The 16,686-nt window shown below is 58.5% G+C and carries 14 protein-coding genes; 4 read left to right on the forward strand and 10 right to left on the reverse strand.

Annotation, left to right across the window (positions count from 1 at the left end):
• Positions 1–50: 50 nt before the first annotated feature.
• Complete coding sequence (locus tag B7Y89_RS11945) at positions 51–209, forward strand: hypothetical protein (RefSeq protein WP_197274478.1); 159 nt, start codon at positions 51–53, stop codon at positions 207–209.
• Positions 210–295: 86 nt separating this feature from the next.
• On the opposite strand, the gene purQ is transcribed toward B7Y89_RS11945, so the two are convergent.
• Positions 296–973: a phosphoribosylformylglycinamidine synthase subunit PurQ gene (gene purQ, locus B7Y89_RS11950; protein ID WP_292938728.1), complete on the reverse strand. Its 678-nt coding sequence runs from the start codon at positions 971–973 to the stop codon at positions 296–298.
• A 15-nt stretch (positions 974–988) separates the two neighbouring features.
• Positions 989–1,222: a phosphoribosylformylglycinamidine synthase subunit PurS gene (gene purS, locus B7Y89_RS11955; protein ID WP_292938729.1), complete on the reverse strand. Its 234-nt coding sequence runs from the start codon at positions 1,220–1,222 to the stop codon at positions 989–991.
• Between the two features lie 404 nt (positions 1,223–1,626).
• Between purS and B7Y89_RS11960 the strand changes: the two genes are divergently transcribed.
• Complete coding sequence (locus B7Y89_RS11960; protein ID WP_292938730.1) at positions 1,627–2,223, forward strand: TetR/AcrR family transcriptional regulator; 597 nt, start codon at positions 1,627–1,629, stop codon at positions 2,221–2,223.
• Between the two features lie 34 nt (positions 2,224–2,257).
• Here B7Y89_RS11960 and B7Y89_RS11965 read toward each other — a convergent pair whose 3' ends face one another.
• On the reverse strand, positions 2,258–5,101 hold the full coding sequence (locus tag B7Y89_RS11965) for a M16 family metallopeptidase (protein WP_292938731.1): 2,844 nt from the start codon (positions 5,099–5,101) through the stop codon (positions 2,258–2,260).
• Between the two features lie 117 nt (positions 5,102–5,218).
• Here B7Y89_RS11965 and B7Y89_RS11970 point away from each other — a divergent pair, with 117 nt between their 5' ends.
• Positions 5,219–5,383, forward strand: a complete 165-nt coding sequence (locus tag B7Y89_RS11970) for a hypothetical protein (protein ID WP_292938732.1) — start codon at positions 5,219–5,221, stop codon at positions 5,381–5,383.
• 54 nt (positions 5,384–5,437) lie between these two features.
• Here the strand turns inward: B7Y89_RS11970 and purC are convergent, their stop codons facing one another.
• On the reverse strand, positions 5,438–6,223 hold the full coding sequence (purC, locus tag B7Y89_RS11975; RefSeq protein WP_292938744.1) for a phosphoribosylaminoimidazolesuccinocarboxamide synthase: 786 nt from the start codon (positions 6,221–6,223) through the stop codon (positions 5,438–5,440).
• A gap of 238 nt (positions 6,224–6,461) precedes the next feature.
• Here purC and B7Y89_RS11980 point away from each other — a divergent pair, with 238 nt between their 5' ends.
• On the forward strand, positions 6,462–8,684 hold the full coding sequence (locus B7Y89_RS11980) for a thiamine pyrophosphate-dependent enzyme (protein ID WP_292938733.1): 2,223 nt from the start codon (positions 6,462–6,464) through the stop codon (positions 8,682–8,684).
• Between the two features lie 83 nt (positions 8,685–8,767).
• Here B7Y89_RS11980 and B7Y89_RS11985 read toward each other — a convergent pair whose 3' ends face one another.
• The 6 genes from B7Y89_RS11985 to B7Y89_RS12010 all read right to left on the reverse strand — a co-directional run.
• Entirely contained in the window at positions 8,768–9,724 is a 957-nt protein-coding gene (locus B7Y89_RS11985) for an NAD(P)H-binding protein (protein WP_292938734.1), read from the reverse strand.
• Between the two features lie 444 nt (positions 9,725–10,168).
• Positions 10,169–12,505: an EcoAI/FtnUII family type I restriction enzme subunit R gene (hsdR, locus tag B7Y89_RS11990; protein WP_292938735.1), complete on the reverse strand. Its 2,337-nt coding sequence runs from the start codon at positions 12,503–12,505 to the stop codon at positions 10,169–10,171.
• A gap of 4 nt (positions 12,506–12,509) precedes the next feature.
• Complete coding sequence (locus B7Y89_RS11995) at positions 12,510–13,658, reverse strand: restriction endonuclease subunit S (RefSeq protein ID WP_292938736.1); 1,149 nt, start codon at positions 13,656–13,658, stop codon at positions 12,510–12,512.
• Complete coding sequence (locus B7Y89_RS12000) at positions 13,655–15,106, reverse strand: N-6 DNA methylase (RefSeq protein ID WP_292938737.1); 1,452 nt, start codon at positions 15,104–15,106, stop codon at positions 13,655–13,657. The genes B7Y89_RS11995 and B7Y89_RS12000 overlap by 4 nt, the downstream gene beginning before the upstream one ends.
• A gap of 40 nt (positions 15,107–15,146) precedes the next feature.
• On the reverse strand, positions 15,147–16,253 hold the full coding sequence (locus tag B7Y89_RS12005) for a site-specific integrase (RefSeq protein WP_292938738.1): 1,107 nt from the start codon (positions 16,251–16,253) through the stop codon (positions 15,147–15,149).
• A 6-nt stretch (positions 16,254–16,259) separates the two neighbouring features.
• Positions 16,260–16,686, reverse strand: a 427-nt coding sequence (locus B7Y89_RS12010; RefSeq protein WP_292938739.1) for a hypothetical protein, incomplete at its 5' end; no start/stop codon positions are given.

Raw genomic sequence — 16,686 nt, forward strand, 5'->3', positions numbered from 1 at the left:
ACACAGAAAATTCGCGGCAATTGCGCCACGAAGATCCAAGGAGAGTGACTATGGCTGAACCTGCTCGTGCCCGCGCGGTCCTTTCGACCGAGGACTTCAAACTGATCCGCGAAGCTGTGCTGCACTATTTGAAGGTGATCGAGGACCAGCCGGAATCGGTAAAGTTCTCGCACCTTTACCACCGGCTTGGCAGTGCCATGGGACGCTGATCCCGACTGCCTGAACGGACCTTTCCTGGGGAGGAAAGTCCGGCCCGCCGCACTCAGAGATGAGCGCGGCGGGCCAATTTTTTGGCTTAGGCGTTCACAAGGCCGCGTACGACGCTTTCGAACAGGGCGCGGCCATCGGTGCCGCCCTGCGCTGTTTCAATCATGCGTTCGGGGTGGGGCATCATGCCCAGCACGTTGCCGCGCTCGTTGAGGACGCCTGCGATGTTGCGGGCCGAGCCGTTGACCGGTTCGGCATAGCGGAAGGCGACGCGGCCTTCGCCTTCGATCCGGTCAAGCGTCTGGTCGTCGGCGAAATAATTGCCATCGTGATGCGCGACCGGGATCGTGATTTGTTGACCTGCGGTATAGCCTGCGGTGAAAAGCGACTGCGCGTTTTCAACCGTCAGCTTCACATCGCGGCACACGAAGCGGATGCCAGCATTGCGCATCAATGCACCGGGCAAGAGGCCTGCTTCGGTCAGCACCTGAAAGCCGTTGCAGACGCCGAGTACCGCAACGCCGCGTTCCGCCGCGCGGACTACAGCCTGCATGACGGGTGAGCGGGCGGCCATTGCGCCTGAGCGCAAATAATCGCCGTAGGAAAAGCCGCCGGGCAGGGCGATGAAGTCCAGGCCATCGGGCAGATCGGCATCGCCGTGCCAGACGCGGTGGACGGTTCCACCGCAGACCTGTTCGACGGCAACGGCCATATCGCGGTCACAATTGGAGCCGGGGAAAGTGATGACGGCAGAAGTGAAGGCCATAAGGTAAGCTCCTGCTCAGGCGGCCTTTTCGATGCGGTAATTCTCGATCACCATATTGGCGAGGAGTTTACGGCACATTTCGTCGAGCGCCTCATCCGTGGTGGCATCGGCCACATCGAGTTCGATCACGCGGCCTGCGCGTACATCGTTGACGCCACCAAAGCCCAATCCTTCGAGCGCATGATGGATGGCGCGGCCCTGCGGATCGAGGACGCCGTTCTTGAGGGTGACAATGACGCGGACCTTCATCGCGGAGCCTTTCGGACGCTGGGGTTAAGAATCTTCGCGCGGCCTATGCAACTGTGCAGCCGTAAGGGCAAGGTTTGAGTGGCGGGATTGATACAGTTTACGGTGTCGAGAGCCAAAAGGTCGGCCCCTTTGGCTGCGGTTGTGCCGGATAAGGGTGAAGGGCGGTGCGGCATCATTAGCAAGGCTACTTGCGTTAAATGCGTAAGTAGGAAAACGATGATGTTCCAAGCGATTGCGAAGGTAAGATGCTGATAAGAGGGAAGCATAACTCCCTCCCTTGCGGCGGCGAACCGGGCTTTACCACCCATCGCACCCCACGCGAATTGTCCGGTCGCCGCCGCTTCTTTTTCATCCTGGCAGGTTTACATGACTGATGCGTCAGTTACTGTTGCCCCATGCCAAGAGTGACCCCGACCGACCGCCGCGAGCGGATTCTTGATGCCGCGCGCGAGGAATTTGCCGAGCGTGGCTTTGCCGCAAGCCGGATGGAGGACATTGCCAAACGTGTCGGCATAAGCCGTGCCGCGCTTTATCTGGCGTTCGATAGCAAACAGGCTTTGTTCTGTGCGCTGGTGTCTGAAGTAATTACCGACGTTATGCCCAAGCTCTTGCCCAACGATTATGGCGCATTGCCCGCTGCTGCGCTTTTGCGCGGGTTCATCCGCATAGCGATGGTAAAGATGGCCAGCCCCGAAACGGCTTTTTTGCCGCGCCTGATTGTCGGCGAGGGACGCAATTTCCCTGAACTTGCAAGGTTTTATCACGAAACGGCACTGATCTGCGTACTGGGTGCGGTGGAGCGGTTGATCATTCACGGTGTAGGGCGGGGTGAGTTTACCTGCGCCGACCCGAAGATGGCATCGCGCACGGTTGCCAGCGGGATCATCTTTGCCGCGCTGTGGTGCAATGTGTTCGAGCCGGTGGGGGCCGAGCCGATGAACACCGAATGGATGGCCGAATGCCATGCAGAACTGATTTTGGCGGGTTTGCGGAAGGTTTAGGTTTAGCCTTGCGTTTCGAGATGGGCCTGCGACGTTAGCGTGCCGGCGCAGCCGCGCCTTCTGGCAAAACCAGAATTTGCACGGACTTCTCGGGGCCTAGATACCGCCTGGCCATTGCTTGCAGATCAGCCGCTGTCAGTTTTTCCAAACGGGCGCGGGCGGTTTTGGCGCGGGTCAGGCGGTCCGTCTGGGTTTGGGCGCGTTCGGCAAGGTTCATCCAGCCACTGTTGGATTTGAGAGCATTATCGATACGTTCGAGCATGGGTGCGCGGGCGCGTTGGATGATGTCGGCATCGACCGCAACGGTGGTAAGAGCGTGCATGGTTTCATCAAGAGCCGCGCGGGTATCGGCGATGTCGGCCACGTCAACCGAGGCAGATATCGCGAACGTGCCGTAGCCGGTCCAGACGCGGCTAAGGCTGCCCGATGCGCCGGGACTGTAGGCTTTGCCCAGCTTTTCGCGCACGGTATCAAGCACTTCGATCTGTGCGACTTCAGTCAGCAGGGCGAGCACCATGGCCTCTTCTGGATCGCTGTCATCGCGCGTGGGCCAGACATAGCGGACGATGGCCTGATTGGCCTCGCCGGTATGACGCACCACGGTGAGGCCGCGCCGAGCGGTGAAAGGGCGCTGGCGTTCGGCGATATAGGGGCGGAAATCGGGTTCACGCGGGGGCAGAGCGCCGAATGTGCTGGCAACTGCGGCAATGGCCGCAGCTTCATCGATATCGCCAACGATCGCTATTTCGAGTGCTCCGTTGGTCAACCGGTCGGTTATCGCATCGCGCAACTTTCCATATGACAGCGCGGCATAGGCCTCTTGCGGTTGCAAGGTGAAGCGCGGATCATTGCCCGAAAGGATGCCGCCAATGGCATTACCCAGCGCAGCACCCGGTGAGGATCGAAGGCGGGCAAAGAAATTGGCGATGTTCTGGCGGTAAACCGTTTCACCTTCGGGCCGGTAGCCGGGATCGGTAAGCATGGCGGTGTAGAGCTGCAATTGCAGCTTGAGATCGCGCGGGGTGGTGGTGATGCTGCTTTCGAAAGTGTCGCCGCCAACGCCGAGGCCCATCGCCACGGACCGCCCGGCGAGCAGGGTTTGCAAATCGTCCTCGCTGTGTTTGCCCAAGCCGCCGCGCGCGAGCATGCCGGTCATTTCGGTCGCAAGCGGGTTTTCGCGCGTATCAAGCAATTCACCGCCATCCAGATTGAAGCTTATGTCCACTCGGTCTTTGGCAAGAGCGGTGCGCTTGAGGTTGAGCCGGACGTTGTTGGCAAAACGGATGGTGCGGATGCCGAACAACGGTTCGGTGGTATCCGATACAATGGCGCCGGGCGGGCCAAAATCGGTGTAGGCAAAGGGGGCAGGGTTGGGGATTTCGCCTGCGGGAGCCTTGGCGCGGGTGGCCTTGTCCCACGTTTGCCCAAGCGCCTCTGCGCCCTCTTTGGGGGCAGTGCGACCCTGCCAGCGGATCAACGGAGACTTGAGCGGTACGGCCTCTTCGCGCAACACTGCCATGACAGCTTTAGGCGTGATCGTTCCTGCGAACTGGTTGAAGCGGGCAAGGCCGGATTCGGGCGTGGTTGGCACGGTGTCATCACGGATGAGCGCGAGGGCTGCGCCGACAAGGGCACCATGGGAACGGGTGTCTGCCCCGGCTGCGGCGTTTTCAAGGCCGGTGCGGATGTTGGCAAGCTGTTCGTTGATTTCGGTCTGGGTTAAGCCGCCCGCCATGGCGCGGGCATAGACGCCCGCCGCAGCGGCAAAGCCGCGTTGCCATCCGCCATCGGTGGTATCGACAATCAGATTGGTGGTGCGACCGATTTTGAACACTTCGCTGGTGCCGAACCCCGCGCCGCGAAAGGGCGGGTTGACCGTGCGTGTCATGCGCTGGAAGCGGCGGTTGATGACGCCGTAACCGATCTGGCGCAGCAGGTTGCGGCGGCGGTTAGCTATTGTGTCCGGTTCATCCAGCCATGGGCCGTGGCGCGATGCAGTGACGCGCTCGGACAGCGGCGGGTCGAGATGGATATCGACTGCCGACTTTTGTTTGGGCAGGACTTTGCCCTGATCGGGGCGCGGGGTTTCGGTGCGGGGCTGCCAGTTGTCGAAGCGGGTGCGAATAGCCTGTTCGACCATATCAGGATCGAAATCCCCGACGACGATCATGGTGGTCTTGGACGGCACATATTCGCGCACCCAGAAGGCTTTGAGCGTTTCGGCGGTGGCGGCGTTCAAAGTATCAACCGTGCCGATGGGCAAGCGTTTGGGATATGTGGCTTGCGGATAGAAGAACGCCAGCTGGTCTTCGAGATTGGTGCGCTGCCAGCCCTGGCCATCGCGCAATTCGGACAGGACGACGCCACGTTCGCGCTTTACGGCTTCCGGATCGAACGTCAGTTCGCTGGCGGTTTCGCGCATGAGCATGAGCGCAGTATCAAGCAGTTTGGGGTCATTCTTGGGCAGATCAAGCATGTAAAGCGTCTGCTCGAACGAGGTCTGCGCGTTGGTATCCGCGCCGAACGATAGGCCATTGCGTTCCAGCAGCTTGATCATCTCGCCTTCGGGGACATTGGTCGAGCCGTTGAAGGACATATGCTCGACAAAATGGGCAAAGCCACGCTCGGTTTCGCGTTCATCCAGCGATCCGGTGTCGATATTCATGCGCACTTGCGCCGTGCCAGCGGGCGTTGCGTTGCGCCGGATGATGAAACGCAGGCCGTTATCGAGCTGGCCGTAGCGAAACGCGGGATCAGGGGGCAGGTCGCTTTGCTGGAACGCCCACGTGGGTTTGGGGGCGCTGGTGAGGGGCGTGAGTTGGGTGGCGCAGGCTGAGAGAGTTAAAGCAACGGCGAGGGGTAGCAGGCGGTGGATCATTGCAGCAGGGTGTGCCCGAAACCGAAAACCATGGCAAGCTTGGCGGTAAGGTTGCAAATATATTGAAGTAATATCTAATACGAGTTATAGTTAATGCATTAAAATAAGGAGAATTATATGAACATATCCATTGCTAAAAAATATTACGATGAATTTATAGAATGGTGTAGTGATAACGAATTCGAGGTGGGAGCTGTAAAAACTTTCATCGATGGGGAAAATCTTCATTTGAAATTCTCAAATAAAGAAGATGCAGTTTTGGCTATTTTAAAGTTTATTTAAAGAAACCCCCTCCGTTACCGAAGGGGGTTTGAATCAAGTGCTAGCGTGGCAAGCTTACTTCTTCCCGCGCAACTTGCGGTGAGCACCGAGGTCGAAGACTTCGCTGGGGCCGCCGTCGGTTTCGAGCAGGCCGAGGCGGCGGGCTACTTCCTGATAGGCTTCTTCTTCGCCGCCGAGGTCCTGGCGGAAGCGGTCCTTGTCAAGCTTTTCGCCGGTGGTCATGTCCCACAGGCGGCAACCGTCGGGGCTGATTTCATCGGCGAGGATCACGCGGGCGAAATCGCCGTCCCAGATGCGGCCGAATTCCAGCTTGAAATCCACTAGGCTGATGTTGATCGCCGCGAACATTCCGCACAGGAAATCGTTCACGCGGATGGCCATCGAAGAAATGTCCTGCATTTCCTCGTTGCTGGCCCAGCCGAAGCAGGCGATGTGTTCTTCGGCAATCAGCGGATCGCCCAGCGCATCGTCCTTGTAATAGTATTCGATCAGGGTGTGCGGCAGTGGCTCACCCTCTTCGATGCCGAGGCGCTTTGAAATCGAACCGGCGGCGATGTTGCGCACGACAACTTCGATCGGGATGATTTCGGCCTGACGCACCAGCTGTTCGCGCATGTTAAGGCGGCGGATGAAGTGCGTGGGAATCCCGATGTGGGCGAGGCGGGTGAAGACATATTCGCTGATGCGATTGTTGATCACGCCCTTGCCGTTGATCGTGCCACGCTTTTGCGCATTGAACGCAGTGGCGTCATCCTTGAAATACTGGATGATCGTGCCCGGTTCGGGGCCTTCGTAAAGGATCTTGGCCTTGCCTTCGTAGATCTGGCGGCGACGAGACATCATCTTGCTTCCTGCACGGCGCCGGGGTTCGCATCCCGGCCGGAATAAGAAACCCCGGCATGGCGTGGAGGCGACTCCATCGCTTTTGCCGGGGCGTTCAAATGGCACTTAGGGGAAAAGCGGGAAAAGTGCAATTGCGTGTGCGACGGTGATTTTATGACCCCTAAGAGTGCGGGGCTTCCCTTGGATGCAACTGTGCGGTTAAGACGGGTTATCGTTTCGAAGGAAACCATCTTTCATGTCGAATGATGCTGCCGAACAGGTGCACCGCCAGTTCCTTGATGCGCTGGACAGCGGGATGGTGCAGCGGCGATCCAATCTGGGGTTGGCGGACGTAGGGCTTGCGCCGGACCGGGCCGCGGCGCTGTTCCGTTCGCAAGCGCTGTCGCGCCAGTTGGACAGGTTGAGCCGAAAATTGCAGGCGCGCGGCGAGGGTTTCTATACCATCGGATCATCCGGGCATGAGGGCAACGCTGTGCTGGCTGAAGTGCTGCGCACGGATGACATGGCCTTTTTGCATTACCGCGATGCCGCGTTCCAGATTCACCGCGCGTATCGGGTGCCGGGGGAAAATCCCGCGTGGGACATGCTGTTGAGCTTTGTGGCGAGCGCGGACGATCCGATATCTGGCGGGCGGCACAAAGTTCTGGGATCGAAACGGTTATTCATTCCGCCGCAGACATCGACCATCGCCAGCCATTTGCCCAAGGCGGTGGGGACGGCGTTTTCCATCGGGATCGCGCGCAAGATGGGGTTTGATGATACGCTGCTGGCCAAAGATGGCGTAGTGCTGTGCAGTTTTGGCGATGCGAGCGCGAATCATTCGACTGCACTGGGCGCGATCAACACGGCTTGCTGGGCCGCGTTTCAGGGCACGCCGATGCCGATCATCTTTTTGTGCGAAGACAATGGTATAGGAATTTCGACGCGAACGCCATCGGGGTGGGTCGAGGCGAACTTTTCAACCCGCGCCGGGCTACATTATGTGGCCTGTGACGGGTCTGATTTGGTTGACACGATGCGTGCGGCGCGAGAAGCTGAAAGCATCGCGCGGAAGCAGCGCAAGCCGGTGTTCCTGCATATGAAGACGGTGCGGCTCTATGGCCACGCCGGTAACGATGTGCAGCTTGCCTATCGCAGCAAGGATGAAGTGCGGGCCGAAGAAGAGCGCGACCCCTTGCTGGCAACCGCCGCGCTGTTGATCGAGGAAGGCGTGATGAGCGCAGCCGAGGTGCGTGGCGAGTATGACGCGATCGAGGCGACGCTGGAGAGGCAAGTCGAACTGGCCATCGCGCGCCCCAAGCTGCGCGATGCGCGCGCGGTTATGGCAAGCATTGTGCCGCCTGCACGAGCGTTGCCAGACACGCCCGCCTTATCGCCAGCCGGACCGAGACGATCCAGCATCTTTGCCGATGATGCAGCCGCGATGGAGAAGCCGCAACATATGGCCAAGCTGTTGAGCTGGGCGCTGGCAGACGTGCTGTTGGAACATCCGAATGCGATTGTCTGCGGTGAGGATGTGGGGCCGAAGGGCGGCGTTTACGCGGTGACGCAGAAGTTGCACCAGCGGTTTGGTTCAGCCCGCGTGATCAATACCTTGCTGGATGAACAGGCGATTTTGGGACTGGCGATTGGCGCGGCGCACAACGGCTTGTTGCCGCTGCCGGAAATCCAGTTTCTGGCCTATGTCCACAATGCCGAGGACCAGATCAGAGGCGAGGCGGCAACGCTTCCGTTCTTTTCCGATGGGCAGTTTACCAACCCGATGGTGGTACGGATTGCCGGTTTGCCATACCAAAAGGGCTTTGGCGGGCACTTTCATAATGACAATTCGCTTGCCGTTTTCCGCGATATTCCGGGCGTAGTCTTGGCGGTACCATCAAGCGGGCGCGATGCGGTGGCGATGCTGCGAGAATGCGTGCGGCTGGCGCATGAAGAACAACGCGTCGTCGTTTTTGTCGAACCGATTGCGTTGTATATGACACGTGATTTGCACGAGGCAGGGGACGGCTTGTGGGCGAGCGTTTACCAGCCGCCGGGTGAAGCCGCGATTGGCTTTGGCGAGATTGGTGTTTCAGGGGCCGGCACTGATCTGGCTATCGTGACGTATGGCAACGGGTTTTACCTGTCATTGCAGGCGCAGAAGGTGCTGGCGCAGCAAGGCGTTGCGGTACGGGTGATTGATCTGCGCTGGCTGGGGCCGGTGAATGACGATGCGGTAGTAGCGGCTGTTGCACCGTGTGCTCATGTGCTGCTTGTTGACGAATGCCGGATTACCGGATCGCAAAGCGAAGCGTTGATGGCGCTTATGGCGGAGCGTTTGCCGGACAAGGCTGCGGCACGGATAGCGGCGCAGGACAGCTTTATCCCGCTGGGGCGGGCGGCGACGCATACATTGCCAAGCCGGGACGGGATCGTTGCAAAGGCGTTGGAGATGGTGCGGCACAATAGTCGCCATTAAAGGTTAGGCATCTCAAATCCCTGAGTAAGCCATCGATACTGTTGGTGTTTCTTGGCTGAGGCACAGGTTCAGCGGTTCTTGCGCTAAAACACCGCGTGATCGCCGCGTTCGGGCGCGGCAGTGCCATCAAGGACGGCGCGGTAGTAATCGAACAGGGTCTGGCTACCGGTTGATGGCGTAGCGGCGGCATCATAGCGTCCGGTATGGGGATCGCGCACCAACATCGATTCTGTGGCGTAATAGCGGCCAATGCGGGCCAATTCGGCCTTTGTTGCCAATGCAGGTATGATCCGGCCAAAAGCGCCAAGGACTGCCGCGATTGTGCTTAGCAGTGCCACGGGCACAGCGCGAAAGCGTGGCTGCTGGCCCAGAATGGCGAACAACGCCTCACCCTGCTGGCGGGGCGTGATGGCATCACCGGGCCCGCCGATGGGCAGGATGCGGTTCCAGCGATCTTCGGTGTTCAGGCAACCAGCGATGTATTCTGCCAGATCAGCGTCGCTGATGGGTTTGCACGCGGTCAATTCGCCATCACCGAAGATCAGGAAAGGGCGGCCTGCTTTAACCCGTTCAATCTGGCCAGAAAGCGATTTGAAAAAGGCAGTAGGCCGCACGATTGAGTAGCACAAACCCGATGCGATCAGGGCCGCCTCGAACGCCAGTTTGGCATGCTGGAATGCCAATAGCGGTTTCTGCACGCAAATGGCCGAAAGCAGAATGAAATGGCCCACGCCTGCTTGGCTTGCCGCATGCAGCACGTTGAGGTTGGCAGCATGGTCTATTGCCCAGGCATCAACAGGCGTACCGTTGCGCGAGGCAAGGCATGACACGACGGCATCAAATCGTTCACCGCAAAAGCCATCGCGCGCCAGTGATGCAGGATCGGTGACTTGGGCCTGACGGGTTGTGGCTCCGGCAAACGATGCGGCAGAGCCGGTGGCAGGCCGCACGATACAGACGACGTCGTGCCCGTGCGCAACCAGTGCCGCCACAGTGGCACGGCCAATCGTACCAGTGGCTCCGACAACGCAAACGCGCATTTTGGAATCGTCAGGGCGCACAGGGTATCTTTCGCTTCGGGCTTGCTTGATGGCCGCCAACCTAGCCCGCCATGTCAGCCATGCAATGGCGAACATGGGACGTGAAGCAGAAGCTGCGCATGGCTTGTTGTAACCGGCTGCAAAGCGCTGCGTACCGCGCGAAAACCTGCCCAGGACCTTATGCGCCAGGTACCGACAGGCCAAGCTCGGGCCGGGACAGATGCGATTAAATAGTGATCGGAGAATGTGGTGCCGGGGACGGAACCGCGAAAATCGCATAATTATTTGATATAATTATATAAATATGAGTTCTGTTTTTCGCATGGCCCCCAATGTGGCCCCCAGCGGACAAACCTTGCCCCATTTTATCCACCGGTCTGTTCGCGTTTGCGCGCCGTTGAACGTGGCTGCCCAGCCGATCTATCGAGCGCTTATTCTATTCGTTCAGACTGGTTTATCCGAGTCATATAGGTGGCGCTGGAAACCGCGAAAAGTGTTGCGGATTTCGGCCACGCTGCCCAGTTCGCGCACCGCGTCTGATGGTGTGCCATAACGCAAGTTCAGAAGATCGGGCAACTTGTCCATGCCCAGTTCCTCTTCGCCTTCGGCAATGTATTGCGAAAGGACGAAGTCTAGGAAGGCTTGGCGCTTGGCGTCCTGATTGGCGAGGATGCCTGCGCGGTGGGTTTCGGCACGTTCGGCGCGCTTCAACGGGTGGCGGGTGTGGGCGATGTAGTTCAGCACGTCGAACAGATCGGACTCTTCGGCGTCGATCATCTGGCGCACCAGTGCCAGTTGCGCGCCGTCAAAGCCACGTTCGGCCAAGCCTTCGATCAAGGCGGCGCGGGTTTCGGGGTCGCTCCAGATGTGGCGCAGTTCCTCTTCGTCGCGGAACAGTTCGGGCAATTTGCCGAACAGGCTTTCCACGAACTGCGCGGCGGAAATCGGTTTGCCCGATGCGTCCCAGAAGGTCGACGCGCTCATATGCTGGAACACGCGCTCTTTGCCGTCTGCCAGCTTGATTACAAGCATCTGGCGCGGCTGGTCGTCTTCGGGGTCGTCAGGGCCGCCAACAGGTGGATCGCCTTCCGGCCTTGGTCCACGCGGGTCGCCCGGCGGGTCTGGCTCTCGCGGTTCGCCGTCCCAGTCTGGATCGTTGAACAGTTCATAGGCTTTCACGAAGTCATAGATCGTGAAGTAGTCCTTGCCGTCGAACAGGCGGGTGCCGCGCCCGATGATCTGCTTGAACTCGATCATGTTGGTGACAGGGCGCATCAGCACGATGTTGCGGATGTTGCGCGCATCAACGCCGGTAGAAAGCTTCTGCGAGGTTGTCAGGATCGTGGGGATCGACTTTTCGTTGTCCTGAAAGGCGCGCAGCCATTCCTCGCCCTTGGCCCCGTCGTTCGCGGTTACGCGCACGCAATAGTTCGGGTCGGTGCTGGTCTTGGCCTGATTGATCAGATCGCGCACCACGGCGGCGTGGGCTTGCGTCGCGCAGAACACCAGCGTCTTTTCGCGCTGGTTGATGCGGTCCATGAAGATTTTCACACGATAGCGTTCGCGCGCTTCGATCTCGATCTTCCGGTTGAAATCGCCTTCGACGTAGCGCCTGCCTTCTTCCACTTCGCCGCCTGCGATCTCGTCGCCGGGAGTATAGACGTAATCGTCAATTGTGGTGCCCAGTTCCACCACCTTGAACGGCGTCAGATAGCCGTCGTTGATGCCCTCTTTCAGTGAATAGGTGTAAACCGGATCACCGAAATAGGCGTAAGTATCGACGTTATCGCGGCGCTTGGGCGTGGCGGTCAGGCCGATCTGCACGGCTGGCTTGAAATAATCGAGGATGCCGCGCCATTCGCTGCCGTCCTTGGCCCCGGCGCGGTGGCATTCGTCGATCATGATGCAATCGAAGAAGTCTGCCGGATAGTCATGATAATTGAACGCCGGTTCTTCTTCGGTTCCGCCATCGGTTAGCACTGACTGGAAGATGGTGAAGAACACGCTGCCATTCTTGGGCACGCGGCCTTTCTTGCGGATTTCGGCGGGCGTTATCCGCACCAGCGCATCATCATCGAAGGCGGAAAAGCTGTTATAGGCCTGATCAGCAAGGATGTTGCGGTCTGCTAGAAACAGGATGCGCGGGCGGCGTGCCGGTTCGGCCCCGCTGCGCCAGTCATTCAGGTTCCAGCGCGATTGGAACAGCTTCCACGCGATCTGGAAGGCCACGGCGGTTTTGCCAGTGCCGGTGGCCAGCGTCAGCAGAACGCGGTCCGTGCCCGCTGCGATGGCCCCCAGCGCCTTTTCGATGGCGTTGTATTGGTAATAGCGCGGATCGAACTTGCCGCCGGTTTCATAGGGCACGGCGGCGAAGCGATCACGCCAGGCATTGGCGTGGGCAAAAGTGGCGTCCCACAATTCCTGCGGGGTGGGCCAGCGATCCACCGCACATTCCGCCCCGGTAAGCATATCGATGCGGTAAATCGCATGGCCATTGGTGGCATAGGCAAAGCGGGTTTGCAGGCGTTCGGCATAGTCTTTGGCCTGATCCACGCCTTCGCCCACGCCAAGGCCCGCGCGCTTGGCTTCGACAGCGGCCAGCTTGGTGTTGCGATAGACCAGCACATAGTCCGCCGCCTTGGCCTTGGCCCGTTTGCCCGAACCCAACAGCCGCCCCGGCGCGATCACTTCGCGACGCGTGCGGCTATCGCCATCCACGCCCCAGCCAGCGGCGGCCAGCGCGGGATCGATCAGTTCGGCGCGGGTTTCGGCTTCATTCATCGGATCAGGTCAGTTCCCCGGCGAAGGCTTTTTGCAGGAGGGATTGTTTGAGTTCGGTGAAGGTGGCAAGTTTTTGATTATAGCTCGCTTCCAATTTTCCAATCTCGTTACGTGATTTCTCAAGCTTCTCAACCAGCCGGACCTGTTTGAACCTAGGCGGGAACCTGACTTTGACGTTTTGTAGCATTTTGATCGTAAACTGCTGCAATGCGGCCCCCGATTGTGTCTGCTGATAGTGCTTCTTCATCTTTCCGGATTGAAGGTAAAAAAATAGGTATTGCGGCATGATTTCATCGCTGCATCTTAACCACGCAATCTGAGAGTTAAGATTCGCACCATCCAAGTCCTCTCCGATTATTGCCACTTTTCCTATTTCACCTCGGTTTGTGAATAGGACATCACCAGTCTTTAAATGTCCCTTTTTCAATTCTCGGTGCTTATCAGGTGAGATATACAAAACGTCATTTAATGATATGTTGCCATCTTGAATATTTGTCGAACGTAAAAATGGAACGCCGAAAGGCACCATTTCCGAATTTTTGGGGTATTTGGAAGAGTGGTTGCCATCGCCGATTATGCAAACCTTGTTCATAGGCTCGGCGTTCCAATCCGAGCCGTCACCCTCAAAAATTTGGTCCAGAACACTCTCAAAAAGGGCGCGAGCGTTGGTTAGGTTTTTTTGCGCGTTTGCCGTCGCGGTGGCGATGCCTGCAAAGGCCTTGTCCAACACCGCAACAATCCGCCGCTGCTCATCGAGTGTATCCGGGATGTTGATTTGAATCATACGGAAGGCGTCAACGTCCAGATTTTTTTGCGCAGTTCCTCTAGATAGCGAATATATAGCCGATTGGTTTGCTAATAGCTGATAATCAAGAAATTTTTGCCATAGGTCTCGCGGGCTTTTTGTTGATACTGTCAGCCCAGAGTCATTGAGGAAAAAATCGCCAGATACATAACGCACGCATTCAGGTGACATCCCAAAGCGCGAAACGATAAAGCAATTCGAGCGGTTGGTGCGGTCCACGCAAAAAGTCGCGCCACCGCCGCCGTAAACTGGATAAATTGTTCCGCCATCGCGCTTCTGCACAACACGCGTGCCGTATTCTACGTTAGCAACCTCTTGCAGTGTCGAGCTCGTCCACCCCGCCTTCACAGTAGTGCCCTAATCTCGGCCAAAATCCCCGCGCTTTCCGCATCCAGTGCGGCGATCTCGGCCAATATCTCTTCGGGCGCGCGCAGCACCACTTCCTCGCCCTTGTCGGGGTTCTTTACCGACAGGTCGAAGGTGGCGGCATCGACCGCGCTGCGCTCCACGCTCCAGCTTTTGGGGCTGGTGGCGAAGGTGGCCTGTAGGCCCACGAACTCGGCCATGTCGGCATCGTTCAGCGGGTTGGTTTTGCCCATGTTGCGGCCCGGATCGAGCTGGTAATACCAGATGCGCTTGGTCGGCTCGCCCTTTTCAAAAAACAGGACAACGGTTTTCACGCCCGCGCCCTGAAACGTGCCGCCAGGCATATCCAGCACGGTGTGCAGGTTGCAATTTTCCAGCAGTTCCTTGCGCAGCGCCACGCTGGCGTTGTCAGAGTTTGAAAGGAACGTGTTCTTGATCACCACCGCGCCGGTGCCGCCTGCGCGCAGTGCCTTGATGAAGTGCTGGAGAAACAGGAACGCGGTTTCGCCGGTCTTGATCGGGAAATTCTGCTGGATTTCGGGGCGTTCCTTGCCCCCGAACGGCGGGTTGGCAAGGATCACGTCATAACGGTCCTTGTCCTGAATATCGTTCAGGTTTTCGCCCAGCGTGTTGGTGTGCAGGATATTGGGCGCTTCGATGCCGTGCAGGATCATGTTCATGATCGCGATCACATAGGCGAGGCTCTTCTTCTCCTTGCCAAAGAAGGTGCGGCGCTGAAGCGTATCATTGTCACTGGTCGATTTGGCGAGCGGCTTCAGATAATCGAACGCTTCGCACAGGAAGCCAGCCGAACCCACCGCGCCATCATAAATCCGGTCACCGATCTGCGGCTTCACCACTTTGATCATCGCGCGGATCAGCGGGCGCGGGGTGTAATACTCCCCGCCATTGCGCCCGGCGTTGCCCATGTTCTTGATCTTGGCTTCATACAGGTGCGAAAGCTCGTGCTTCTGATCCTGACTTCGGAAGCTTAGCTGATCGATATATTCCAGCGCATCGCGCAGCGAATAGCCCGATGAAAAGCGGTTCTTGATCTCGCCAAAAATCTCGCCGATCTTGTATTCGATCGTATCGGGCGCGGGCGCGCGCTGTTTGAACCCTTGCAGATAGGGGAACAGCGTGGCGTTTACATAATCGATCAGGTCAGGCCCCGTTAGCGCGGCGTTGTGATCAAACTTGCCCGACGCATCCTTGGGCGCGGCCCACGCGCGCCAGCGGTGCGCATCATCGATAATCGGCGCATAGGCACGCCCGCGCAACTCGGCATCAAGCTTGCGATCTTCTTCCAGCTCATCAAGATACTTCAGAAACAGCAGCCAACTGGTCTGTTCGGTATAATCCAGTTCGGTGGTGCATCCCGCCTCTTTGTGCAGGACATCATCGATATTCTTGAAGGTCTGTTCAAACATGGCGCTTGCTTAGCAGCGCGGCTGGCCGTTCGCCAAGGGGTTAGGCCAGACCTTCACCGGCCATTTTCTGGAAAAGCGCCATGACCTGCGCCATTGTGGCAGGATCGAACGCGGGTGCGGTCTTTGCCGCGCCCATGCCCCGGATCAACGCGGCTTGGCGGTGCGGATCGACGTTGCCGTAGCTCGTCAGCGTGGTCATGGCGCGTTCGTGGCCAAGGTTTTGCGACCATGCTTTGAACGCTTCGATGTTCGGGCAAATGCGTTCACCCAATTGCACCAGCGTGTTGCGGAAGGAATGCGGGTTGAAATAGGGCAGGCCCGCCGCTGTGAAGGCTTCGGCAAAAATCTTGCGGACCGGCCCCGCGCTAGCCCAGCCATCGCGACGAAGGCCCACTGGTGTAAATCCGCCGGTATCACCAAGCGCAACCAGCGTTGCCGGAAACAGCGGGTCATCATCGCCCCACAAAAGCACCGTGCGCAAATGTGTGCACCAGTCAGCCACGATTTCCAGTGCATCGCCGCCAACGGGAAAGAACCACGTCGAGAATGTCTTGCTGGCCTTTGTGCGCACATCGCGCGCATCCTGATCGACACGGCCCTGTTCCAAATCGACGTGCTTCAGCCGGAATGATGACAGCGCACCATCACGCGCACCCGTTATCAGCGCAAAGGCCACCAGCGCGCGGTTGCGCTTTTCAATGTCGGTTGCGGTTGGCATGACGGACAGGACGTGGTGGACTTGTTCCAGCGAGGGGAACGGCTTGTGCCGCACCGCCTTCGCAATACGCACTTCGGTTTCGGCCAAGTTGAAATAATCGGCGTCGCCATACTGAAGGCGCGATTTGTAGCCCGGCTGGCCAGCAAGCCAGATAAAGAATGCGCGCAGTGCCGATAGGGTCGAATTGACAGTGGCGCGGCTAAGCGGTTTGCCAGTACGCACGGCCCGTTCGGCATCCAACTTGCGTTTGAAAGCGACGGCTTGCTGGCGGTGGAACTTGCGAAAGTCCTTCTGCCCGTTTGCCTGTTCAAAGCGGTCCAGCGCCTTGGCGACGGCATCAATCGAAGCTTCGCTGCGACGGCCCGCTTCCTTCAGATATTGGAAGTATTCCCGCTTGATTCGGGCATTTGCGGCGTTGTGTTTTGCCATAGTCTGTCAGTCCTTCGTTTTGTCACAATTCAGGGAAGGCAATGCGCGCTCTATTAGGCGTGAAGGTGCCTGCCTGATTTGTACGGCTAGCCGGGGCATGATGGCGCTGATCTTGGCCACGTTGGCGCGGCGGTGCATGACGGTGCCACACGTATCGCACAGGGCTGTAAGGTTGCCGGTTGCGCCTTTGCCGGGGATGAACTCGACCATCCCCAAGGCGGGCGGTTGCGGTGTGCGGCACTTGAAACAATAGATCGTGCCCGGTGGGCAGGGGCGCTTCTGGCTGGTCTGGCTTTCCAGCAGAAACGCCCGCGTCGATGATCCATCGAACAATGTGGGGCGGTTGCCATCAATCGGCTTCAGGCCTTTGCCCTGCCAGTTGCGCACGGTGTGCGTGTGCACCTGAAGGCAATCCGCCAACTCTGCCACGCTG

The sequence above is a fragment of the Novosphingobium sp. 32-60-15 genome (assembly GCF_002280675.1).
Classification (GTDB): Bacteria; Pseudomonadota; Alphaproteobacteria; order Sphingomonadales; family Sphingomonadaceae; genus Novosphingobium.